Here is a 23986-nt window from a genome sequence, read left to right as displayed (position 1 = left end):
GTTACCGGGTGTTTCCGAGCCTTTGAAGCATGTTACGGGGCCGCCCTACAGTTTTTTCATGGCAATACAGGACATTTACCCCACTGCGCTGCGGCTGCTCGGCCGCCCGGTGCTGGTTGTGGGCGGCGGACCCGTCGCGGAGCGGCGCGCCAAGGGGCTGCTCGACGCCGGTGCGAAAGTCACCGTGATCGCTCCCATTGCCACCGAAACACTTTGCGGACTCGCCACATCCGGACTCCTCACCTGGGAGCAGCGCGAGTACCGAACGTCAGACCTCGACGGCGTCTGGTTCGTTCAGACAGCCACCGGCACGTCCGCTGTGGACACCCAGGTAGCGGCCGACGCCGAAGCGCAGCGCATCTGGTGCGTCAATGCCTCGGACCATGAAGCATCGGCCGCATGGACACCCGCTGTTGCGGTGGTGGATGACGTCAAGATCGCCATCAACGCCGGGGGAGACCCTCGCCGTGCCATGGCCCTCCGGAACGCCGTAGCTACTGCCCTGGAAACAGGTGACCTTCCGCTCCGTCGTCACCGCAAGCCGGATGCCGCCGGTAAGACGCCGGCCGGCTCCGTAGCCCTCGTAGGTGGTGGTCCTGGCGACTCGGGTCTCATCACAGTCCGCGGCAGGCGCCTGCTGGGCCAGGCCGACGTCGTGGTTGCTGACCGTCTTGGCCCGAGGGAGCTGCTCAAGGAGCTTGCCCCGGATGTCCGCGTGATCGAAGTCGGCAAGACGCCCGGCCACCACCCGGTTCCTCAGCTGGAGATCAACCGCATCCTGGTAGACGAGGCTTTGAAGGGCAACCGTGTGGTCCGCCTCAAAGGCGGCGACCCCTATGTCTTGGGCCGCGGCGGCGAGGAAGCAGAGTTCTGCCGGCAGAACGGCGTCGAGGTTGAAGTGGTGTCCGGCGTGACGTCCGCAATCTCGGTTCCGGCCGCTGCCGGTATTCCGGTCACGCACCGTGGCCTGGCCAAGGGCTTCAGCGTGGTGACCGGACACGAAGAGTTGTCCGAGGTCCCCGCACGCCCCGATCACACTGTGGTGTTGCTCATGGGAGTGGCGCAATTGCGTGATTCCGCGGCCGCACTGACAGGCTCGGGTCTGCCGTTGGATACACCAGTAGGTATCGTAGAGAACGGGTATTTGCCGGACCAGCGCGTCACCATCGGCACTCTGGGTACCATCGCGGACCAGGCGGAAGCCGTCGGCGTGGCCAACCCGGCGGTCATTGTGATCGGCGATGTGGTCCGGGTCAGCCCCTTTGCACCGCAGCATTTCAAGACCGCTGACTACAGCACTATTACCCCCAATCGTCCCCGCGTCCGCAGTAACTGAGAAGAAGAAGGAACACAGCCGTGTCAATTAGCACCCCCGTAGGTTCTGCGGACCGTCCGCTTCGCGTCGCCGTCATCGGCTCCGGCCCGGCAGGCGTCTACGCAGCGGACATCCTGACAAAGAGCGAGGCCGTCAAGAGCGGCGAACTCACCGTCAGCATCGACCTCTTTGACCGCTACCCGGCACCGTACGGCCTCATCCGTTACGGCGTTGCTCCGGACCACCCCCGTATCAAGGGCATCGTCAACGCCCTGCACAAGGTGCTGGACCGCGGCGACATCCGCTTCTTCGGCAACGTGGACTACGGCACGGACATCTCCATCGAGGACCTCCGCAAGCACTACGACGCCATCATCTTCGCCACCGGCGCCATCAAGGACGCGGACCTGAACATCCCGGGCATCGAACTCGAGGGTTCCTTCGGCGGCGCCGACTTCGTCTCCTGGTTTGACGGCCACCCGGACGTCTCCCGTGAATGGCCGCTCGAGGCCACCGAGATCGCGGTCCTCGGCAACGGCAACGTGGCACTGGACGTGGCCCGCGTCCTCTCCAAGCACGCCGATGACCTGCTGGTCACCGAAATCCCGGACAACGTTTACGCCGGCCTCAAGAGCTCACCGGTCACGGACGTGCATGTTTTCGGTCGCCGCGGCCCCGCACAGGTGAAGTTCACCCCGCTGGAACTCCGCGAACTCTCGCACTCCAAGGACGTTGACATCATCCTCTACGCCGAGGACTTCGAATTCGACGAAGAGTCCGACCGCCAGGTCCAGACGAACAACCAGATCAAGACCATGGTTGGCACGCTCACCAACTGGATCGCCGAACAGCCCGAGGACCTCTCCGAGCTCAAGGCTTCCCGCCGCCTGCACCTGCACTTCCTGCACAGCCCGGTGGAGATCGTGGACTCCGCCGAAACCCCGGGCAAGGTTGCGGGCATCAAGTTCGAGCGCACCGAGCTGGACGGCACGGGCAACGCCCGCGGCACCGGCGAGTTCATCGACTACCCGGTCCAGGCCGTGTACCGCGCCATCGGCTACTTCGGTTCGGCCCTGCCGGACGTTGAGTTCGACCACAAGAAGGGCGTCGTCACCAACGACGGCGGTCGCGTCCTGGATGCCGAAGGCCAGCACGTGCCGGGCCTCTACGCAACGGGCTGGATCAAGCGCGGTCCGGTTGGCCTCATCGGCCACACCAAGGGCGATGCCCTGGAAACCGTCACCTACCTCCTGGAAGACCGCGAAAACCTGCCGTTGGCCGAGGTTCCGGCAGCTGATGCAGTGGTGGAACTCCTTGACGCCCGCGGCGTGAAGTTCACCAGCTGGGAAGGTTGGCTGGCACTTGACGCCCACGAACTCGCCCTCGGCGCAGCAGCCACTGAGGCCGGCACCTCCCACGGTGTTGAGGTCAAGCGTGAACGCATCAAGGTTGTGCCGCGCGAGGACATGGTCAACATCTCCCGTGATGGCGTAGCCGCACAGGTCTAAACCAACGCGGGGTCACTTACGGCCCATCCTGGGACTCCGGATGGGCCCTAAGTGACCCCGCGTTGCTTTAACCTGAGGTATGGACGTCGTGGTCATCGAAACTCCCCAGCTGGGGGACCGGAGCTACCTGGTGCACGACGGCAGCGTTGCGCTGGTGATCGATCCCCAAAGGGACATTGATCGCGTTGAAGCTGCCGCCCGCGAAGCCGGTGTCCGGATCACGCACGTTGCCGAAACCCACCTGCACAACGACTACGTCACTGGCGGTCTGATCCTGGCGGAGAAATACGGTGCGGCCTATTTGGTGAACGGTGAGGATCACGTCTCTTTCACCCGCGTCCCGGTCACTGACGGCCAGGTCCTGCGCGTCGGCCGGCTCTCGGTTTCGGTAGTTGCGACGCCGGGCCACACCCACACGCACCTTTCATATGTGGTGCGGGATGACGCGCACGACGGCGGCACTGAGGCTGTGTTTTCCGGCGGCAGCTTGCTCTTCGGTTCCGTCGGACGGACGGACCTGGTCTCGCCCCATGACACCGCGAAGTTGGCGCACGATCAATACTCTTCAGTCCGACGCCTGGTGGAGTCGGCGCATCCTGAAGCGACGCTCTACCCGACCCACGGTTTTGGATCGTTCTGTTCCATCGGCCCCGCGAGCCACCAGGAATCATCAACGATCGGTGAGCAGGCCGAATCCAACCACGCGCTGACGGACACCAACGAGGACCACTTCGTCTCAGAGTTGCTGGCCAACATCACGGCCTATCCCGCGTATTACGCCCACATGAGCCCGCTCAATGCCGCCGGTCCGGGTGCGGCGAAGCTCGGGGTTCCGGACGCTGTGGACCCTGAAGAACTGGGTCGGCGGCTGAAGTCAGGGGAGTGGGTGGTGGATCTGCGGCATCGCGTGGCCTTCGCGGACAGCCATCTGCAAGGCAGCGTGAGCTTCGAGTACGGGAAGGGCGACAACTTCACCAGTTACCTCGGCTGGGTGATCCCGTGGAACCAGCCGCTCACGTTGCTGGGCTCCGTGGTCGAGGTTGAAAAGGCGATCCGTGACCTGGCGAGGATCGGGATCGAAAGTCCGGATGCCGCCGTCGGGCTTCAACCTGGTGAGTGGGCACCGGAGTCTCCACGGGCGAGCTACCCACATGGCGATTGGACTGCGCTGTGGAAGGGCCGTGAACCGGAGGACGTGGTGCTGGATGTGCGCCGACCGGAAGAGTTCGAGGCCTCACATGTGGTTGGCGCCCTGAACGTGCCCGTCTACGAGCTCCTTGGGAAGATCACGGAGCTACCGGATGCCAGGATCTGGGTGCACTGTGCCACGGGATATCGGGCGAGCGTCGCGGCCAGCCTGCTGGACCGGGCCGGGCGCAATGTGGTGCTGATCAACGCCCGGTTCAAGGACGCGGCCGGGGCAGGGATCGAAACGACGCCGTAAACAATAGCTGGGCTACCGCGGACCCTGGTCCGAGCAGTAATCCAGGTTCCTGTATACGCTTCGCACGGCGGCGTCAGGGTCGTGGGCTTCCAAAGCATCAACCAATTCGTCGTGGCCTTCGCGGGGGATGCCGTTGAAGCCACCCTTGCGTTGCTGCCGCAGGAGGTCGTTGTGGAAGACGCCGCCGAAGGAGACGTACAGCTGGTGCAGCAGCGGATTGCCGGATGCCAGGGCGACGCGTTCGTGGAACTCCCAGTCGGCGCTGGCCCAGGTGGGGTAGTCCTCGGCCTGCCAGGCATCGTGGCGGACGGCAAGGAGGCGGCGCATTTCGGCCAGATCCTCGGCGGTGGCATGCTTGGTGGCCAAGCGGGCCGCCTGGGTGTCCAGCCCGAGCCGGACCTCCACGATGTTTTCCTGCGTGTGCTCCAAGTACATGCGCTGGGCTGCACCGGACATCTCGCTGTTCGCCCGCACATACGTGCCGTCGCCGCGCCGGACCTCCAGCATGCCCGAGTGGGCCAGAGCCTTGATGGCTTCGCGGAGGGTTCCTCGCGAAACACCCAAGGTGGACATCAGCTCAGGCTCGGCGGGGATGCGCTCCTGGAGCGGCCATTCACCGGACTTGATCATGTCCCGCAGCTTGGCGGTGATCTCCTCGGCCAGGGCCGGGCGATGCGAAGGAGTAAGGGTCATGCTGTCCTCGGTCCGGTCTTGGTGGCAGTGCGCTTGCTGGTGAGCAGGTGGCAGGTGACCATGAGCGCCACCGCCACGACCGACAGCAGGCTCAGGGGCAACACCCAGCCGCCGGTGGCGCTGTGGAGCAGGCCCATGCCAAAGGGGCCAATTGCCGCAATCAAGTATCCCAGCGATTGGGCGATGGTGGAGAGTGCAGTGGTTTCCGCCGTCGACCGTCCGCTGCGGCTGATGATCACCAGGACCAGCGGGAAGATGCCCAAACCGAATCCGAACAGCACGGCTGGGACAAAGGCCAGCGATGTTGGCAACCAGATCATGGCGGCGATGGCCAGGAGAGTGGAGCTGCTGGCGGCATACAGTGCGGGCCGCAGCATTCCCGGCCGGGACCCGAAAGCCAGCAGGATCATGCCGGCGGCCACGGAGACCAGCTGCATGACGCCGAACTGCAGGCCGCTATCGGAGGCGCTGAGGCCCTGGGAGGTCAGGATGTAGGCGAACCAGCTCATCACGGCATAGGCCAGGAAAGCCTGGAAGGTGAAGATCGCGGTGATCAGGATACCCAGCCGGGTCCGCAGCAGGGGCCACATGGAGACCCGCGGACGATCGGTCTTGGTGGCGGTCCGGTGCGTGTGCAGGACGACCGGCAGGAAGCCTAGGAGGGCCGCGACGCCCAGCAGCCCCCAAGCAGCCAAGCCCATGGACGGCGAGCCGAGCTCCTGGGCCAGAGGTACGCTGACGACCGCAGCAAAGGTGGCTCCGCCGGACATGGTGAACGTGTAGAGGCCGGTCATCATGGAGGTGCGCTCGGAGTAGTGTTCGCGGATGAAGGACGGCATGGCCACGTTGCACACGGCCAGGCCGGACATTGCCAGCACCGTACCGCCGAGCAGGGCGCCGGTCACCGGAACACCGCGCAACAGCAAACCGCCAGCCAGCAGGGCCAGCGCGATGGCGATTGCCTTCTCTACACCTACGCGGCGGGTCAGCCAGGACGTTCCCATGCCAGCAACGGCGAAGCACAGCAGCGGAATGGACGGCAGGATCGAGGCCACCAACGCGCCATAGCCCAGCACCTGCTGCAGTTCGTGGAACAGGGCAGCTGCGCTGGTGATGCCTGCGCGCAGGTTCAGTCCGATGAGCACCACGGCAATAATGCCGACGACGGCGACGACGCGCGTCTTCGGGACAGCTGAAGGTGCCGAAAGCGCAGGGGCGGCCTGTGCTGGGCTAACAGTAGGGATGTTTCCGGTGCTGGGGGTAAGAGGAGTCGTCGCGGCCATATCTAAAGGTTAGACGTTTGACGTCTAATGTCTAGGGTTTTGTGGCGAACCTCTCCGCGCTGCTTCGCGAAAGGGGTTACCGCGGGTGGCGTGAACCCAGCCGCTGTACCGCCAAAGCCAGCCAGAGCTGCACCCGGTCCTGAGTCTGGGAGGGGTCGTAGCCGGTCAGCTCTGTGATCTGTGCAAGCCGGTAGCGCACCGTATTGCGGTGCAAAGTCAAGGCTTCGGCGACCGCGGCAACAGACCCATTGTGGTTCAGGTAGCTCTCCAGGGTTGCCACCAACTCGGCCCCATGGGCGGCGTCGAACTTCCGGAGAGGCGTGAGTGACTCACTGGCCATATCCGCCAGGGGAACGTCCTCGCTGGCGAGCAACAGGGACGTCAGGCTCAGGCGTTCCGGCTCGTTGACCGGTAAGCCGTGCGCCACGGCGTCGCGCGCTTCAAAGTAGCTCCAGCGCAGGCCGTTCGGCTTCGTGTAGGCGCCGCCAATACCAATCACGGCGTGGATTCCGGCCTCCTGCAGGTGGTCGCTGAGGCTCTTGGCCAAGGCGGTAGCGGAACTTCCGTCATCGCTGATGATGGTGACCAGGTCCTTCCCGACGACGGCGCTGACACCGGCTTCCAGCGCTTGGGGCAGCGAAATGCTGACCAGTTGCTTGTGGTGTGCCGCGGATTCGGCAACGAGCACTACGTTCTTCCGCGTGCTGTTGATGCCGACGCCGGCCAAACGGCGGGCGGCCTCGATGGTTTCCAGGGTGCCGTGGATGACGTCGTCCAGCACCTGCCCGGCCATGGCACGCTGGGACTGGCGCTGCTTGACCATGTTGTTGAGCTCCACGCTGATGAGGTTCTGCGCGTAACTGACGATTCCGGAGTCCACAAAGGGCTGCCGGAGCCAGAGCGTGCAGGCGTCCCTGCGGCCGGTGGGAATCGGATACGAAGCCCAGCTATCCGCCGTCGGCGCCGGCTTGCCGGCCACGCTGTTGTAGAGCTGTGCGCTGAACTGGGTGAGCACAACATCGGTGCGGAGCATGCTGCCCAACTGCTTGAGGAGTTCGTTGAGACCGCCGCCGGTGAGGAGCGAGCGGGCCAGGATCTGGTGCCCGGCAAGAAGTCGTTCCAGGTTGGAGTAGTGGTCCGCGGAGTGCGACTCGGCCACGAGCTTTCCGATCGCGATGAAGGGGATCTCATAAGGCACTTCCACCAAGGGCAGGCCCCAGCGGTTGGCTTCAGCGACCAGGGCATCCGGAACCGACTCGTGGGTCAGGCCGATGCCGAAACCGATCCCCACGGCTCCCGCACGCTGGGCTTGCCGGACGAAACGCCGCTGATCCGCTGCACTCTTGAGGCGCAGGCCCGTGGTGAGGACCAATTCTCCGCCGCTCAGGAATCGCTGCGGGTCCTCCAGCTCCGTCACCGCAACCCAGCTGATGTCTTGGTTCAGCGTGGTTTCCGCAAGGCCTGCTTGGCGGAGTTTCAGTGAGGGGACAGCGACGAGCGAAGCGAGGGACATTGCCATGATTAAAGCGTAACCCGGCACTGGTCAAGCGCACTAAGCGGGGGGTTCTTGTGTGTGCAGCTGGCTATTCCTTGGACCCCCTCCCTGGCATAGGCTCTGATCAGCTAAACCCATGCCCAGACTCCGAAAGAGGGTTGCACACCGTGGTTCAAACCTTGCAGAACTTCATCAACGGCGAATTCGTTACGCCGGCAGGTACGGGTCTCCTTGACATCGTGAACCCCACCAATGGGGAGATCGTTGCCAAGTCGCCGATTTCGGTGCAGGCCGACGTCGACGCCGCCATGATCGCTGCCAGCGACGCCTTCAAGACGTGGAAGCACGTCACGCCGGGCCAGCGCCAGCTCATGCTGCTCAAGCTTGCCGACGCCGTGGAGGCCAACAGCGACGAACTCGTTGACGCGCAGCACCGCAACACCGGACAGGTGCGCTCCCTGATCGCTTCCGAGGAAGTTGCCGCCGGCGCCGACCAGCTCCGCTTCTTCGCCGGTGCCGCACGCATCATGGAAGGCAAATCTGCCGGGGAATACTTCGAGGGCCACACCTCCTACGTACGCCGCGAACCGATCGGTGTCGTAGCCCAGGTTGCGCCGTGGAACTACCCGTTCCTCATGGCCATCTGGAAGATCGGCCCCGCGTTGGCAGCCGGCAACACCGTTGTCCTCAAACCATCGGACACCACACCGGAATCCACCCTGGTGCTGGCACGCCTCGCTGGCGAGATCTTCCCGGCCGGTGTCCTGAATGTTGTCCTCGGCACCGGTGAGACCGGCGCAATGATGGTTGACCACAAGGTCCCCGGCCTGGTCTCGATCACCGGTTCCGTCCGCGCCGGCATCGCCGTCGCAAGCGGCGCAGCCAAGGGCCTCAAGCGTGCACACCTGGAACTTGGCGGCAAGGCTCCGGCCATCGTCTTCAAGGACGCCGACATCAAGAAGAGCGCCGCGGCCATCGCCGAGTTCGCCTTCTTCAACGCCGGCCAGGATTGCACCGCCATCACCCGTGTCCTCATCGAAGACTCGGTCCACGATGACGTCGTGGCAGCAATGGTGGAACACACCAAGACCCTGCACACCGGCTCCGAGAACGACGAAGATAACTACTTCGGACCGCTCAACAACGTGAACCACTTCAACGCTGTCACCTCGGTTGTGGAACACCTCCCCGCCAATTGCAAGATCGAAACCGGCGGCCACCGCGCGGGCGAGAAGGGTTTCTTCTTCGAGCCCACCATCATCTCCGGCGCCAAGCAGACCGACGACATCGTGCAGAAGGAAACCTTCGGTCCGGTCATCACCGTGCAGAAGTTCAGCACCGAAGCCGAAGCGCTCGAGCTGGCCAACGACGTCGAGTACGCCCTGGCGTCCAGCGTCTGGACCACCGACCACGGCACGGCCATGCGCATGAGCCGCGACCTGGACTTCGGTGCGGTCTGGATCAACACCCACATCCTCCTGACGGCTGAGATGCCGCACGGCGGCTTCAAGCAGTCCGGCTACGGCAAGGACCTCTCCATGTACGGCGTCGAGGACTACACGCGCATCAAGCACGTCATGAGTGCACTCGATGCATAACCCGGATGCATAACGCAGTCGCGTAACCCGTACGAATTTCCCAGAAAGGCAACCACCCCATGACTACCACCGCGAACGAACTCTCGTACCGCATCGAGCAGAAGCGCAACATCAACGGCGCCTTCCCCGGCCCCAAGTCGCAGGCTCTGGCTGAGCGCCGCGCCGCCGTCGTTGCTGCCGGTGTCGCCTCGGGCGTCCCCGTCTACGTTGAAGACGCCGACGGCGGCATCGTCCGCGACGTCGACGGCAACTCCTTCATCGACCTCGGCTCCGGCATCGCCGTGACCAGCGTCGGCGCGTCCGACCCCGCCGTCGTCGCCGCTGTCCAGGAAGCTGCTGCGCACTTCACGCACACCTGCTTCATGGTCACCCCGTACGAGGGCTACGTCGCAGTTGCCGAGCAGCTCAACCGCCTCACCCCGGGCGACCACGCCAAGCGCACCGTGCTGTTCAACTCCGGCGCTGAAGCCGTAGAGAACGCCGTCAAGGTTGCACGCCTGGCCACCGGCCGCGACGCCGTGGTTGCTTTCGACCACGCGTACCACGGCCGTACGAACCTGACCATGGCACTCACCGCCAAGGCCATGCCGTACAAGACCAACTTCGGCCCGTTTGCGCCCGAGGTCTACCGCATGCCCATGAGCTACCCGTTCCGCGAAGAGAACCCGGAGATCACGGGTGCCGAGGCCGCCAAACGCGCCATCACCATGATCGAGAAGCAGATCGGTGGCGACCAGGTTGCTGCGATCATCATCGAACCCATCCAGGGCGAGGGCGGCTTCATTGTCCCGGCCGAAGGCTTCCTGCCGGCACTGTCCGCATGGGCCAAGGAAAAGGGCATCGTCTTCATCGCTGACGAGGTCCAGTCCGGCTTCTGCCGCACGGGCGAATGGTTCGCCGTTGACCACGAAGGTGTTGTCCCGGACATCATCACCATGGCCAAGGGCATCGCCGGCGGCCTCCCGCTGTCCGCGATCACCGGCCGCGCCGACCTCCTCGACGCCGTTCACCCGGGCGGCCTCGGCGGCACCTACGGTGGCAACCCGGTCGCTTGCGCAGCAGCACTCGCAGCCATCGACACCATGGAGCAGCACGACCTCAACGGCCGCGCCCGCCACATCGAAGAGCTCGCCCTGGGCAAGCTCCGCGAACTGGCAGCTGAAGTTTCCGTGGTTGGCGACATCCGCGGCCGCGGCGCCATGCTGGCCATCGAACTCGTTCAGTCCGGCTCCAAGGAACCGAACGCCGAGCTCACCAAGGCTGTTGCCGCCGCCTGCCTCAAGGAAGGCGTCATCATCCTGACCTGTGGCACCTACGGCAACGTGATCCGCCTGCTCCCGCCGCTGGTCATCAGCGACGAACTGCTGATCGACGGCCTGGAGGTCCTCGCCGCAGCCATCAAGGCCCACGCGTAAGTCTTCACGCTGTACTCCTCCTTCAATTAAGCAACGCGGGGTCACTTACAGCCCATGTTTACCACTCGGATGGGCCGTAAGTGACCCCGCGTTGCTTTCAGCTAGCTGACCAGCGTCAGGTTCTTCTGGTGGCCGTGTCCGTCGAGCTGGACCTCGATGACCAACGGATGGGCGCTGACCAAGGCAACGCCGGCGTCGGAATCAAGGAGCGTTCCCCAAGCGGAGCCATCGAGAGTGATCCGCAACGAGGACTGCGTCCGGGACGGATCCGCCACGGCCAAGGTGAGCTTGTCTCCGGTCTGGTGTGCGGACACGGTGCACGGCCCGGACGCTGTGTACCCGCCGGCTGATCCTGCGGCGAAGAAGTTGGCCATGACCAGCTTGTCCTTGCCAACCTCCACCATCTGGACTTCGGCAGAGTTGGCCAGGACCTTCACATCGGGGTTGGCGGACTGGGAGAACGTGGTGGAGTGGCCGGCAGCGGGCAAGACCATATAGGCGTAGCCGGACGCCACCGGGTCAGTACCGTGCCGATGTGTAATGGTGACGTAGTCCCGGGTGACCGGATCCGTGGTGCCGCCAGTGTCCGCCCCCGAATTCACGTCGAACCAGCTGCCCGTCCGGCGAACCACCGCAACTTCAGGAGACCCGGAAACGCCAGGCGCATCGAGGAAGACGTAGCTTCCGTGCCCTTCAAGGTGCGCGGACCGCTTCAAGACCACGGGTGTGTCACCCGGCGCCATACGACGATTCCGGGAGTCGGTCCGCACCGCTGGTACGGACCCCACAGCGAAGGACCTGTTCTCTACTGTGGTCTGTACCGCCGCGCCGCCCGTACCAGTGATGCCGGCCCCGAGGCAGACCACGGCGTCATCCAGGAAGAACCACGACTTCCGGCCGGACAGCGTCTTGTTGTGGTTGAGGTGGTCCATGCCGATGACGCCCCAGCGGCCGTCGACGGTTAATCCGCCTGCGAAAGCCTGGAAGGCGCGGGGGATTCCGGTCCCGGCAGCTCCTGCTCCGCTGGCACGTACCTGGTCGTTCACGGTGGTCCCGGGAAGGGCGTAGGGGTCAGCTGTCGGCCAGAAGTCAGCGCTGAACTGGGACGGATCCTGCCGCGTGTACAGGAAAGTCATGCCGTCGCCCTGGTACCAGCCGAGGTTGTTCTCGCTGTTGCCCCACTCGTAGCGGCCGATGCGCTTGGAGGACAGGTTCACCGTGCAACCCCACTGGGGGCGGTGATGTACCAAACGGTCTTGATCGGCGAACATACGGCTGTAGACAGGCGCGGGTGCGGGGACCACGGAGGAGTCAGAAAGAACACCCAGCGACAACAGGGACTTTGCCAGGCTCTGCGTTGGGTGCCCCACGAGTTTCTGGTCCGCGCATCGTTCCAGCCAGCCCTTGGCCAACGCCAGGAAACGGGAACGGTACGGCTCCTCGCAACCCGGCGCCAGCAGCAGGACAGCGGAGATCAGTCCAAAACCGCTGACATAGTCGGGTTCGCGTTGGCGGGAGACTGCACGGCCGCGGATGGTGTCCATGATGCGTCCGTCCCACACGAACGGCGCGTAGGTATCCTCCACGGCGTCCAGGAGCACGGAGCGCTTGGGATCGTTGACTGCCCACGTGCTTCCACCCAGCATCGCGATGATCTCTGCGATGCCGGCCAGGGCCACCACGCCGTAGGTTCCTGCATACGGGAGGTAGGAGTGCTGAACATAGGAGCCGTCGGCGTAGAAGCCGTCGCCGCTGGTGACGTAGGTGAAGACACTGTTGGTCCCACCGCGGACAGTATCGCTCAGGGCGTCGCGGCCCAGGGCGATCTCGTCCGCTTTGTTGTCCAGGATGCCGCGCATGCAGCAGGCCAGTGACTTGTCCACGCGGTTGGCGCCGGTCTCTGCCAGGGATGTAGCACGCCCGCGCCAATTCGGGTTGGGCGCGAACCAGCGGACAGCGGCCAACAAGGAAGTCCGCAAAGTTTCGGGGACTTCCGCGTAGAGGAGCGTCAGGATGTCCACGGTCTTTCGGGGGACACCGATCTCCCAGAACCACCAGTTGCCCGCAGCCTTGGTGGAGGGTTTGTACGCCGTGTCGTTGAGGAGCTTCAGCCCGGCAACAATGTCAGCTGCCAGCTCAGGATTGCCAGCAAAGGGGTTTCCCGGCACGGCGTATCCAAGTGCCATGTCGTAGAGGCGATTGAAGTGCAGGCCCATGTTGCCGGTGGCAGCAGTGGATTGTCCGATGCCGGTCAGCGGAATGTCGCTCCACAAAGCCGTCCTGGCCATGGTCTTGTCCATGGACGTCCACCACTTCCCGGCAGTCTGGCCCATTCCCTCCAGCTGCGACGCGAGTTCCGGAATGTCCGCGGCGCTTTGGCCACCTGTGAGGACCAGGCGCCGTCGATTAACAAGTTCCTGCAGCCCGGCGTCAGAGGCGGCAAACGAAGGCCCGGCCTGGGAAAGTAGTGCACCCGCGACGGTGACTGCGCCTACCGTGCGGAAAAGGGTCCTGCGGCTCACTGTGGGTCCATTGAAGTTCAAAACTGCTCCGTTCAAAACTGTTCTAGGCGGGGTGGGGGTGGACATTGCGGTGAAAGTTTCCGCAACCTTATGTCCGGTTCCCGGGCCTCTTAACAGAAATGAACAAAACTGCTCAGGCCTTATTGGGAGGCGAAACCGAGTCCCGGATGACGATGTGGGTACCGACGGTGAGGGTGTTGTCAGAGGAGGCACCGGCGTCGTGCGGTGTCTGGGACAGGGCCAACCGCACGGCCTCGCGACCCAGTTCTTCCAGCGGAACGCGGACCGTGGTGAGGCGGGGTCGCAGCTCGCTGGCAACTGGAACGTCGTCGTAGCCGACCACTGAGACATCCTGGGGAACCCGGATCCCGCGCTCCTCGAGCGCCTCCAGGATGCCGGCGGCCACGAGGTCGTTGGCCCCGAAGACCGCAGTGAAGTCGATTTCCTGGTCCAGGAGCTCGCGCATGCGGCTGTATCCGAAACCACGGCCAAAGGCGCCCTCGTGGACCAGCGCAGGATCCCGCTCAATTCCTCGAGCATCCAGGGCGCGGTAGAAACCGGCCAGACGGGACGCCGTCGTCGAGAAATCGCGGGGCCCGCCGACGTAAAGGATCCTGCGGTGTCCTTGGGAGATCAGGTAGTCCGTGATCGCGAAGGCACCACCCTCGTTGTCGTAGGTGACCATTTTGGTAGGGACTCCGGCTCCCAACGAAGGGCGTCCGCAGAGAACCAGGGAGGATCCGGCCGCCGCCAGTGCCCGGGCACGGTCAGCCATTTGCTTCCTGTATCGGGGGTCGTCCGAGGCACCACCCACCAGGATCACGGCGTCAGTGCGTTGCTCGCGCATGAGGTCCACCAGTGCAAGTTCGCGCTCCTTGTCCCCGTGCGTGGCGGTGATAAGGCACATGCGTCCCTCTGCGCTCGCCTGCCTCTCAACTCCGCGGGCGATGTAGGCGAAGAAGGGATCGGCGACATCGTTGATGATGATTCCGACGGTGCGCGTCGTGGCGCCGGCGAGGGCACGGGCGTGCGCATTGGCCACGTAGCCAAGGTCGGTCACGGACCGGAAGATGCGCTCGCGGGTGGCTTTTGCCACCGGGTAGTTGCCGCTCAGGGCCCTGGAAACGGTGGCCACCGACACGCCTGCCGCCTGCGCGACGTCGGCAATGGTGGCGCCGCTGCCGCCGCGGGCGTGGATCGGATCTGTGGGGGAGCTTTTCTCAGTCACTAAGCGATTCTCGCAAGATCCGTGGCCAATACCGGATAGGCCAAGGGCAAGCCCTCACTCAATCGGCGGATTTCCATCACGGCGTGGCTGCCCAAACGGTGGATTTCGTTGCCCATCGCCCCTGCAATGTGGGGCGTCAGCACCACATTGGGCAGCGTGTGCAGTACGGAGTCAGCTGGGAGCGGCTCGGGGTCTGTGACGTCAAGATACGCGTCGAGCCGGCCGGAAACCAGTTCGGTCGTGAGGGCTGCGGCGTCGATGAGGGAACCGCGGGCGGTGTTGATGACCAAAGTTCCGTCCTTCATGAGGGCAAGTTGCGGCGCACCGATGATGCCCCGGGTTTCCGCGATGTCCGGGGCATGGACGCTCACAACATCGGACAAAGCGCACAGCTGGTCCAGCTCCACCGTTTCAACGCCAAGTTCTGAAGCGTCGACGGCGGTGAGGTAGGGATCGTAGACCAGTACCCGCGCGTCGAGGTTCTTGAGCAGTCCAATCACCAGGCGGCCGACACGCGACGCACCCACCAGGCCGATGGTCACGCCGTTGGTTCCGATGGTCGGGAAACCGGCAACGTTGCGGGTGGCCCCTGTGGTGCGGAGCTGTTCGCTGAACCTGCGTGCACGTTTGAGGCCCATGACGATCGCGGCAAACGTGAACTCAGCCACCGGCACGGCGTTGGCGGCGGCAGATGATGACACCTCGATCCCGCGGGCATAGACCTCGGGGGACAGGAACGTCTTGACTGTGCCCGCGGAATGCACGATGCAGCGCAGCTCCGGCAGGCGGTCCAGCAGATAGGCATCGATGACTGGTGCGCCCCACCCTGTGATGAGGAGCTGCACGCCCTTGAGTCTTTCGAGGGCTCCCGGTGCGGCGAAGTCGGCAATGGGCTCGGAGTCCACGAGGGCGACCATTCCGTGGAGCCGCGCAAGATCCTCGGGGCTGAACAGGGTACGCAGGGTGTTGCGGCCCATCACGAACGCAGCCGTGATGGTGCCGGCTTGCTGGAGATTGGTGGTCACTGCGGTTCCGTCCGGTTCGTTGATGGAAATCTATAGAAAGCGCTTGCTATTTGCAGTCACACTAGGCGGGTGATTGAAATCCTGTCAATCCCAGTGAGAGCAATGAATGTATGGTTCTGTGCATGTTATTGACATCACACCTCGATTCTGGGTAGCTTCTTCTCCATAGTAAACGCTTACTATTTCTAGCCACTGAGCGCTCCCCGGGCGCCGGGCCACTCCACATCCGCCCTGACGGCGCAGACAGAGGAAATACATGAGCAGCAACAGCCAGACACTCACGCCCCAGGTGACGCCCGACGTCGGCGGGCCGGCGACGGTGGCGGAAGGTCGCCGTCGGGGTCGTCCACCGGCCCCTGGCGCGGGGCAAGAGCGCAAGAAAAGCCTCACGGCAAGGATCCGACGCGACAAAGTGATGTTGTTGCTGATCGCCCCGGGCTTCTTGTACTTCGTGGTGTTCCACTACGTCCCGCTCGCCGGCAACATCATCGCGTTCCTGGACTACAAGCCGTATCTCGGCTTCATGGACAGCGTCTGGGTAGGCCTGGACAACTTCGCGGCCATGTTCCAGGACGGCGCCTTCTGGGAAGCCCTCCGCAACACGCTGGTAATCACGGGCCTCCAGTTGGCCCTCTTCTTCCCGGTGCCCATCTGCCTGGCACTGCTGCTCAACAGCATCGTGTCCAACAAGATCCGGAAGTTCGTGCAGAGCGTGGTCTACCTGCCGCACTTCATCGGATGGGTCATCATCGTGGCGGTCTTTTCCGAGGTCCTCGGCGCTACCGGGGCCGTTCCGCACCTGCTGGAAAACCTGGGCCTGCCACGCTTCGATGCCATGACCACGCCGGAGTTCTTCCCCTTCCTGGTCACCATCCAATCCATCTGGAAGGACGCCGGGTGGGGCACCATCATCTTCCTGGCCGCCCTCATGAACGTGGACCAGGAACTCTACGAGGCCGCGGCCGTGGACGGGGCAAACGCCCGGCACCGGCTCTGGCACATCACGCTCCCGGGGATCATGCCGGTGATCGTCCTGCTGCTCATCCTCAACCTGGGCAGCATCCTGTCCGTCGGGTTCGAGCAGATCGTCCTGCAGCGCGACAACGTAGGACCCGGAGCCGGTGAAGTGCTGGATACGTATGTCTACTTCCACGGCATCCAGGACGGGCAGTGGGGGCCAGCCGCCGCCGTCGGGCTCGTCAAGGGGATCGTCGGACTGATCCTGGTGCTCGGCGCCAACAAGCTCGCGCATTTCTTTGGACAGGAAGGTGTCTATTCCAATGGCAAATCCAAGTAGCACGCTGGCGGCCGGCCTGGGCCGGCGCCCGAAGAGTCGCCCAAAGAACGGCCCGAAGCCCAAGGACACCCGCCCAGTCTGGATGGAAAAACCCAAGCCGGCCGTCCAACTTTCCAAGGCCATCGCCCTGGTGGTCATCTGCTTCCTGGCCCTGTACCCGTTGCTTGCGGTCTTGGCCACGAGCCTGTCCAGCCAAAGCGAGATCGCCAACAACAACGGCCTGGTCCTGTTCCCCAAAGAACCAACCTTCGCCGCGTACCAGACCATCTTCGCCGGCGGTGTGGTCACTGACGCGCTGATCCGTTCCCTGGTCATCACCACCGTGGGCACCGCACTGTCCCTGGTGGTCACGGTCGCGATGGCGTATGGCCTTACCCGACGGGACCTCGTGGGCGGACGGTTCTTCCTGATGACGGCCCTGTTCACCATGCTCTTCAGCCCGGGCATCATCCCCAGCTTCCTCATGGTCAAGGAACTCGGCCTGCTGGACAGTTACGCGGCCTTGGTCCTGCCCACCTTGATGAGTGCCTTCAACCTGGTGGTGGTGCGGTCCTTCTTCATGAACCTCCCGCAGGAGCTGTTCGAAGCCGCGAAGATCGACGGCGCCGGCGACTTCCGCATCCTGGTCCAGATGGTGCTGCCACTCTCACGCGGTGTGCTGGCCGTCGTCGGGCTTTTCTATGCCGTGGGTTACTGGAATGCGTTCTTCAACGCCATGCTCTACCTGAACGATGACAACTGGCCGTTGTCCATGATCCTGCGCCAGTACGTGCTGCTCGGCCAGCCCATGGGCGATTCCGCAGTAGCCGAGATCGCGGTGCCGTCGCAAGCGATCCAGATGGCCGTCGTCGTGATTTCGCTGATCCCCATCGTGATCGTGTTCCCGTTCCTTCAGCGGTACTTCACCAAAGGCGTCCTCACCGGCGCCATCAAAGGCTAGTCAAACCATTTGTGAAAGGGCATCCCATGAAATCAATCCAGACTTCCGGCCCCAGCCGCCGGAACTTCCTTTCCGTCACGGGCATCGGCGCCCTGGCGTTGTTCAGCGGCGGGGCCTTGGTTGGCTGCGGCCAGCGCACCTCCAGCGTCGCCTCGAATGCCAGCGAAGCGTTGCTCCCCACGCACATGCCCCTCAAGGCGGCTGCGGCGGACATCGCCGGCACGGCAGAGGGCGTGCCGGCGGCGTTCTACAAGTACCCTGCACCGTTCCGAAGCGTGCAAGGTGCGCCGCTCAAGGGCGGCAAGATCACGGCGATCACCAACCTGTTCGGCACGGCGCCCAACGCCCGGGCGGACAACCCCGCGTGGCAGGCCATTGAGGCCCGCCTGGGCGGTCAGGTGGAGATCACCTCGGTTTCCTCCGATGACTACGCCACCAAGTTCAACACGATCATTGCCGGCGGCGAGCTCCCGGACCTCATGCTCAACGACGGCGCCGCCGTGCCCAACATCGTGGAGTTCCTCCAGGCCAAATGTGCGGACCTGACTCCGTTGCTGGGCGGCGACAAGATTAAGGACTACCCCAACCTGGCCGCCATCCCGGAGGTGTTCTGGAAGCAGACCGTCCAGGCCGGAAAGCTCTACTCGCTGCCCATCCCGCGCAACCTGACGGGTGGCTCCGGCTTCGTGAACCAGACCCTGTTGGAGAACGTGGGTATCAAGTCCACCGAGGACATCAAGGACAAGGACGATTTCTACCGGGTGGCCAAGGAGCTCACCAACCCGTCAAAGAACCAGTGGGCGTTGGGCAGTACCAAGTTTGGCCTCACGATGCTGCACCACATGTTCCGCACGCCGAACGTCTGGAAGAACGACGGCGGCAAACTCACCAGGGCGTTCGAGACGGACGAATACATGGCCGCGATCGAGTTCGCAGCCAAGCTCTACAAGGACGGCCTGTATGTGCCGGGTTCCGAGGGCTGGACCAAGTCGCAGATGGTGAACTCCTTCATCTCCGGCAAGGTGGCCATGATCTACGACGGCCTCCCCGCTTACATCGGACCCACCGGCTACGGCCGCAGCATCCCCGCCGCGAACAAAGCCAACAAAGCCGTGCCGTTCATCCCTGTAGGCCACGACGGCGGCAAGGCGCAGACCTGGCTGGACAACATCACGTTTGCCACCGTCATGCTGAAGAAGGCCGACGAAGCCAAGCTCAAGGAAGTCCTGGCCGTTGCAAACTTCCTGGCGGCCCCGTTCGGCAGCGAAGAGTATTTGCTGCTCAACTACGGTGCAGAAGGAGCGGACTACACCCTGGATTCCAACGGCAACCCCGTGGTGACCGAGCGTGCCCTGTTGGACAACGCAGTGCCGTGGAAGTACCTCGCCGCCCCGCAGCAGGTTGTCTACGATCCCAGCAACAAGGACATTGTGGACGTCATGCACAACGCTTATTCCAAGCTCATTCCGTTGGGTGTCGAAGATCCCTGTGGCACGCTGTTCAGCCCCACCAACGCCAGCAAGGGCGCCAAGCTGGGGCAGCCCGTCTCCGACGCCGCCACGGCAGTCATTGCCGGCCGTGGCACCATGGACGCACTCAGGAGCGCTGTGGCGGACTGGAAGAAGAATGGTGGAGACACTATCCGTGGCGAATACGAATCGGCGCTCGCCAAGTAGCTGGTCCACTCGCCCCAGTCAGCCAAGACCCAAGGATCCAACACCGTGACACAGTCCATGCCCAACATTCCCAGCCAGCCAGGTCTGCCGTGGCTGCCCGGTCCTGACGCATTCCAGTCCCCGTTCACCGGCTGGACGCGCAGCCATTGGGAAGCCACAGCTGACCACTGGCTGGAACACATCCGTGAATATTCCAGCCCGTTGAAGGCGAGTCCACGCCTCCCTGGCCCTGTGACCCGCGACGGCGAGCGCCGGGAGGGCATGGAAACCATTGGCCGCAGCTTGTTGATGGCCGCGCCGCGGATCGCCGGAGCACGTGGCCAGGACCGGCTGGGTTTGGCTGCCTGGTATCGGGAGGCGCTGCTTGCCGGGACTGACCCGGAGGGCGCGGAACGCTGGCCATTGGGTGTCACGTGCAAGTCTCCTTTGCTGGGGGTGACCAACTCGATCGTGGAGGCCGCGAACATCGCCTTCTCGTTGCATATTGCCCGCGAATGGCTGTGGGAGCCCTTGGCAGCGGGGGAGAAGAAGCAGGTTGCTGATTGGTTGCGGCACCATGCCCGGCTTGAGGTGTGGGGCAACAACTGGCAACTGTTCCCCGCCATGGCGGAGGCTTTCCTGCGTTCGGTGGGCGAGGACGTGTCGGGCTGCATCGGGGCACGGAACGTGGCACGGGTGGAGTCCTGGTACTTGGGGGATGGCTGGTACACGGACGGGCCGGAACACTCAATCGACTACTACAACGCGTGGGCCATCCATCCGTATTTGTGGGCTTGGTACACGATGACGGGCCAGCAGGACACCCCTGAGGGCCGCCGTCACCTGGACCGTTTGCGTGAGTTCGTGGGAACGCAGAGCCTCATGTTCGCCAAGGATGGAGCGGTGCTGCACGTCGGGCGATCCCTGGCGTACCGCACTGCTGTCCTGGCTGCGCTGTGGTGTGCGGAAATCTCGGGCGTGAACCCGCTGAGCCCGGGCGCCACGCGTCGCCTGGCGTCCGGTGTGCTGGCGAACTTCACCGCCAAAGGCGTTGGCGTTGATGGACCGCCGAACCTGGGCTGGTATGACCAGCACCTGGGATCCTGCCAGGCGTACAGCGGCTTCGGCTCACCGTATTTGGCGGGCATCGGCTTCCTTGGCTTGGCTTTGCCGCCGGAGCACAGGGTGTGGCAGGACGTGGAAGAGCCGCAGCCCACCGATGGTCCTGCTCTGGTGCGGGCTTTGCCTGATGCCGGCTGGACGTTGAACACCCACGGAGGCCTGGTACGTCTCACCAACCACGGCAGCGACCACTGCGGCCTGCCCGTGGGCGGCGGCACGGATCCTGACGATCCGCACTATGCCAAGTTTTCCTATTCCACGCACACGGCACCCGGTACAGGAGCCGCATGGGAGGACAACGTGGACGGTCACCTTGCGTTGTTGGGATCCGACGGCGTAGCGAGCCGGCGGTGTGCCCTCCGCGCCACCCGCACGGAAGGACTCGTCAGCGGATCCGTGCACATTCCGCAGCTGCACGGCAAAGCCTTGCCCGGGACGGCAGTCACTACCATTTCGGTGGTGGAGGGGATTTACGAGCTTCGCTGCCACTTGGTTCGCGGGCCGGTGGAGTATGCCGTCCGGGAAGGTGGTCACGCCGTGGCCGGAGCCCAACCCGTGCAAACGGGCCGGTCCGAGGACAGTGCGTGGGTCAGCAACGGCGACGTTTTCGCTGCGGTCACAGCTATCCACGGGTGGCAGGAGCCGGACACCACACGTTATACGGGAGCCAACGCCATGGGCGAGCACTCAGCTGTGCCGGCCCTGGGCGCGCAGCGCACCACTGAGGAAACGGTCCACGTCGCGCTCCACACCCTGACCCGGGACGAGGCTCCGTCCCCCGAAACGCTCAAGGCGGCTGCCGCCGTCGTGGTTTCCGGCACGGACGTGTCTGTCACATGGGCGAGCGGTGCTTCACAGGCCTTTGACCTGCGCACGTTCGTGCCGTGGGATGGGCAGGTGGGAAAGTGATCGAGCTCAAGTACGGGGCGTCCCTGGCAGAACCTCGGCAAGATGCGGCCATGCAGCGTTTTCGTGGCCACAGGGTGGGGCAGTTCATCCACTGGGGGCTCTACTCGCTGCCGGCTGGCCGATGGGAGGGAAAGGACGTGGAGTTCGCGGCTGAGTTCCTGCCACGCGTCGCAAAGATTCCGCAGCAGCGGTGGGAAGCGTTGGCGAATGATTTCACCCTGGCCGACTTCGATGCCGAGCGGTGGGCGGACACTGCCGTGGCCCTCGGTGCCCGCTACATGACCATCACCACCAAACATCACGACGGCTTCTGCCTCTGGCCGAGCGCCCACACGAACTTCCACATGGGCAACACCCCGTCAGGCCGCGATGTCCTGGCCGAACTCATCGAGGCCTACGAGGCCCGGGGGATTGACGTCAACTTCTACTACTCAGTGCTGGACTGGCGGCATCCGGATTGGCGCTTCACGCTGGAGAACGACGCCGACAACCTGGCTTTCGCACGCTACCTGGACTTCGCGATGAAGCAATTGGAGGAACTCGCTGAGCGGTATCCGTCGGTCAAGGGATTCTGGTTCGACGGCACCTGGGACGAGTCCGTGAAAGCCAACGGGTGGTGGACCTGGGACGTGGAGCGGATGTTGAAGGACCGGATTCCCGGCGTGGTGGTCAACAGCAGGCTCCGGGCGGACGACTTCGGCGCACGGCACGTTGATTCCAACGGGCGGCTCATGGGCGACTACGAAAGTGGTTACGAGCGCAGGCTGCCGGAGCCGTGGGACCGCGGCGTGGCTGCCCGCGACTGGGAAGCGTGCATGACCATCCCGCAGGCCAGTTGGGGGTATCACCAGGGACCATGGGCCCAGTCAACGCTGAAGCACCCTTGGGATGTGGTGGACATGATCGCCCACTGCACGTCCTTGGGCGGTAATTTCCTGCTGAACTTCGGACCCCGTGGCGACGGGTCCATGGCCCCGGCCGAGATGGAGATAGCCCGCAGCGTGGGGGAGTGGCTCTCAGTGAATGGGGAGGCCATCTACGGGTGCGGCTTCGCGGAGGGCTGGGACTACCCGGGATGGGGCTACTTCACCCGTTCTGCCACGGGCGACGTCTACGCGGTTGTCACCCGGGCACCGTCATCCGGGCGGATCCGGCTGCAGTTGCCGTCCGGAATGGCGCTCGCCGGCGTGCGGTTGCTGGGCTCCGGCGAGCACCCGTTCAAGCGGCTGGCGGATTCGCTGTTCGAGGTGGACATTGAGAGTGACTCGAGTGTTGGGCCGCTCGTGTTCGCGCTGGAAACCGGTGCACTGGCCAGGCCATCGTCCGAGAAGGAGCCCAACCCGGACGTGCTGGACTAAAGCAACGCGGGGTCACTTACGGCCCATAATTCCCCTTCACATGGGCCGTAAGTGACCCCGCGTTGCAGTACTACTGGGCAGCCGCCAGACGGGCCTTCTTCTTCAACACGGAGTTCTTCCGCGTGGTCCGCAGCATGTCGATGGTGAGCAGGACCAGGGCGAGCCACACGACGCAGAAGCCGATCCAGCGGGCCGTGGTCATGGTCTCGTTGAACACAGTCAGGGCCACGATGAACTGGAGGACCGGGGCGAAGTATTGCAACAAGCCGATGGTGGTCATGGGCAAGCGTCGGGCGGAGGCTCCGAAGAAGAGCAACGGCACGGCGGTGATGACACCCGAGGCCACCAGCAGCCAGAAGTGGCCGGCGCCCAAAGTCGTGAGGGTTTCCACACCCGTGACGCCCAGGACCACCATGGTGATGGCAGCGAAGGGGGCCAACACCACGGTCTCCACGCTGAGGCTCGTGAGGGCGTCAACCTTGGGTCCGACGCGCTTCTTCACGAAGCCGTACAGGCCAAAGCTGAAGGCGAGGATCAGCGCGATCCAGGGAAGCTGCCCGTAGGAGAACGTCAGGACTCCGACGGCCACGAAGCCAATACCCACTGCTGCCCACTGCAGGGGACGCAGCTTCTCCTTGAGGACGAAAACGCCCAGGAGGACAGATACCAGCGGGTTGATGAAGTAGCCCAAGGAGGTTTCCACCGCGTGGCCGGTGGTGACGCCGAAGGTGTAGGTGAGCCAGTTGATGGCGATCAAGCCCGCTGCCAGGGCGAGTGGACCGAACACAGAACGATCTTTCACCGCAGCCCAGAAAGTCTTCCAGGCCCGGGTGATGGTGATCAGCAGGGCACAGAAGAGCAGGGACCACACGATCCGGTTGGCAACAATCTCGATGGCACTTGCCGGCATCAGAACGAAGAAGTACAGCGGGAGCAGCCCCCACAGGCCGTAAGCACCGATGCCGAACAGGACCCCCGCCGTCGACTCGCTCCTCACCGGCTTGCCAGCCCCGCCGGTACCTCGGCCACCGCCCCCGACAGTCGTCGTCGTGGGCTGGGTTGAAGAGGATGAGCTGGCTGTTATCTGTTCCGGTGTCGACACATTGTCGCCAACACCATCCGCCGACGCAATATTCCGCAATGTTTGGGAATTTCTGTGACTCCTGCCATATAAGCGGC

The 23986-nt window shown here is 64.0% G+C and carries 17 protein-coding genes; 10 read left to right on the top strand and 7 right to left on the bottom strand.

Annotated elements, in window-relative coordinates; translation table 11 throughout:
• Positions 1 to 58: 58 nt before the first annotated feature.
• The 3 genes from cobA (at position 59) to GVL04_RS05635 (ending at position 4267) form a co-directional block, all read left to right on the top strand.
• Complete coding sequence (gene cobA, locus GVL04_RS05645) at positions 59 to 1336, top strand: uroporphyrinogen-III C-methyltransferase (protein ID WP_159700848.1); 1278 nt, start codon at positions 59 to 61, stop codon at positions 1334 to 1336.
• A gap of 20 nt (positions 1337 to 1356) precedes the next feature.
• Positions 1357 to 2823, top strand: coding sequence for an FAD-dependent oxidoreductase (locus GVL04_RS05640; protein ID WP_159700845.1), 1467 nt, complete (start codon positions 1357 to 1359; stop codon positions 2821 to 2823).
• Positions 2824 to 2902: 79 nt separating this feature from the next.
• On the top strand, positions 2903 to 4267 hold the full coding sequence (locus GVL04_RS05635; protein ID WP_159700842.1) for a rhodanese-like domain-containing protein: 1365 nt from the start codon (positions 2903 to 2905) through the stop codon (positions 4265 to 4267).
• A gap of 12 nt (positions 4268 to 4279) precedes the next feature.
• On the opposite strand, the gene GVL04_RS05630 is transcribed toward GVL04_RS05635, so the two are convergent.
• The 3 genes from GVL04_RS05630 to GVL04_RS05620 form a co-directional block, all read right to left on the bottom strand.
• Positions 4280 to 4960 carry a FadR/GntR family transcriptional regulator gene (locus tag GVL04_RS05630; protein WP_159700839.1) on the bottom strand — a complete coding sequence of 227 codons (681 nt, stop codon included), beginning with the start codon at positions 4958 to 4960 and terminating at the stop codon, positions 4280 to 4282.
• Positions 4957 to 6243, bottom strand: a complete 1287-nt coding sequence (locus GVL04_RS05625; protein ID WP_159700836.1) for a CynX/NimT family MFS transporter — start codon at positions 6241 to 6243, stop codon at positions 4957 to 4959. Before GVL04_RS05625 ends, GVL04_RS05630 begins: the two co-directional genes overlap by 4 nt.
• A 76-nt stretch (positions 6244 to 6319) precedes the next feature.
• Positions 6320 to 7762 (bottom strand): PucR family transcriptional regulator, encoded by a 1443-nt coding sequence (locus GVL04_RS05620; protein ID WP_159700833.1) that lies wholly within the window; start codon positions 7760 to 7762, stop codon positions 6320 to 6322.
• Positions 7763 to 7905: 143 nt separating this feature from the next.
• On the opposite strand from GVL04_RS05620, the gene GVL04_RS05615 reads away from it, so the two are divergent.
• Both GVL04_RS05615 and gabT read left to right on the top strand, forming a co-directional pair.
• The gene (locus GVL04_RS05615; protein WP_159700830.1) at positions 7906 to 9336 is read left to right on the top strand and encodes a gamma-aminobutyraldehyde dehydrogenase; all 1431 of its coding nucleotides are present in this window, start codon (positions 7906 to 7908) and stop codon (positions 9334 to 9336) included.
• Positions 9337 to 9395: 59 nt separating this feature from the next.
• Positions 9396 to 10751, top strand: a complete 1356-nt coding sequence (gene gabT / locus GVL04_RS05610; RefSeq protein ID WP_159700827.1) for a 4-aminobutyrate--2-oxoglutarate transaminase — start codon at positions 9396 to 9398, stop codon at positions 10749 to 10751.
• Positions 10752 to 10852: 101 nt separating this feature from the next.
• Here the strand turns inward: gabT and GVL04_RS05605 are convergent, their stop codons facing one another.
• The 3 genes from GVL04_RS05605 to GVL04_RS05595 form a co-directional block, all read right to left on the bottom strand.
• Positions 10853 to 13273: a polysaccharide lyase 8 family protein gene (locus GVL04_RS05605; protein ID WP_235036177.1), complete on the bottom strand. Its 2421-nt coding sequence runs from the start codon at positions 13271 to 13273 to the stop codon at positions 10853 to 10855.
• Positions 13274 to 13406: 133 nt separating this feature from the next.
• Positions 13407 to 14501 carry a LacI family DNA-binding transcriptional regulator gene (locus tag GVL04_RS05600; RefSeq protein WP_159700821.1) on the bottom strand — a complete coding sequence of 365 codons (1095 nt, stop codon included), beginning with the start codon at positions 14499 to 14501 and terminating at the stop codon, positions 13407 to 13409.
• Positions 14501 to 15526 carry a hydroxyacid dehydrogenase gene (locus tag GVL04_RS05595; protein ID WP_200846759.1) on the bottom strand — a complete coding sequence of 342 codons (1026 nt, stop codon included), beginning with the start codon at positions 15524 to 15526 and terminating at the stop codon, positions 14501 to 14503. Before GVL04_RS05595 ends, GVL04_RS05600 begins: the two co-directional genes overlap by 1 nt.
• 256 nt (positions 15527 to 15782) lie before the next feature.
• Here GVL04_RS05595 and GVL04_RS05590 point away from each other — a divergent pair, with 256 nt between their 5' ends.
• Genes GVL04_RS05590 through GVL04_RS05570 form a run of 5 tightly spaced genes read left to right on the top strand, consistent with a single transcriptional unit; the run spans position 15783 to position 22807 of the window.
• Complete coding sequence (locus tag GVL04_RS05590) at positions 15783 to 16823, top strand: sugar ABC transporter permease (RefSeq protein ID WP_200846758.1); 1041 nt, start codon at positions 15783 to 15785, stop codon at positions 16821 to 16823.
• Positions 16807 to 17763, top strand: a complete 957-nt coding sequence (locus GVL04_RS05585) for a carbohydrate ABC transporter permease (RefSeq protein ID WP_200846757.1) — start codon at positions 16807 to 16809, stop codon at positions 17761 to 17763. Before GVL04_RS05590 ends, GVL04_RS05585 begins: the two co-directional genes overlap by 17 nt.
• A gap of 26 nt (positions 17764 to 17789) precedes the next feature.
• A complete protein-coding gene (locus tag GVL04_RS05580; RefSeq protein ID WP_159700818.1) occupies positions 17790 to 19439 on the top strand; it encodes an extracellular solute-binding protein in 1650 nt (549 codons plus the stop codon).
• A 45-nt stretch (positions 19440 to 19484) separates the two neighbouring features.
• The gene (locus tag GVL04_RS05575; RefSeq protein ID WP_235036176.1) at positions 19485 to 21449 is read left to right on the top strand and encodes a DUF2264 domain-containing protein; all 1965 of its coding nucleotides are present in this window, start codon (positions 19485 to 19487) and stop codon (positions 21447 to 21449) included.
• On the top strand, positions 21446 to 22807 hold the full coding sequence (locus GVL04_RS05570) for an alpha-L-fucosidase (protein ID WP_235036175.1): 1362 nt from the start codon (positions 21446 to 21448) through the stop codon (positions 22805 to 22807). Before GVL04_RS05575 ends, GVL04_RS05570 begins: the two co-directional genes overlap by 4 nt.
• A gap of 70 nt (positions 22808 to 22877) precedes the next feature.
• On the opposite strand, the gene rarD is transcribed toward GVL04_RS05570, so the two are convergent.
• Positions 22878 to 23948 (bottom strand): EamA family transporter RarD, encoded by a 1071-nt coding sequence (rarD, locus tag GVL04_RS05565; protein WP_159700815.1) that lies wholly within the window; start codon positions 23946 to 23948, stop codon positions 22878 to 22880.
• Positions 23949 to 23986 lie beyond the last annotated feature (38 nt).

Origin of the sequence: Arthrobacter sp. 18067 (genome assembly GCF_902706295.1) — a bacterium.
Classification (GTDB): domain Bacteria; phylum Actinomycetota; class Actinomycetes; order Actinomycetales; family Micrococcaceae; genus Arthrobacter.
This window is presented reverse-complemented; position numbering and strand designations above follow the sequence as displayed.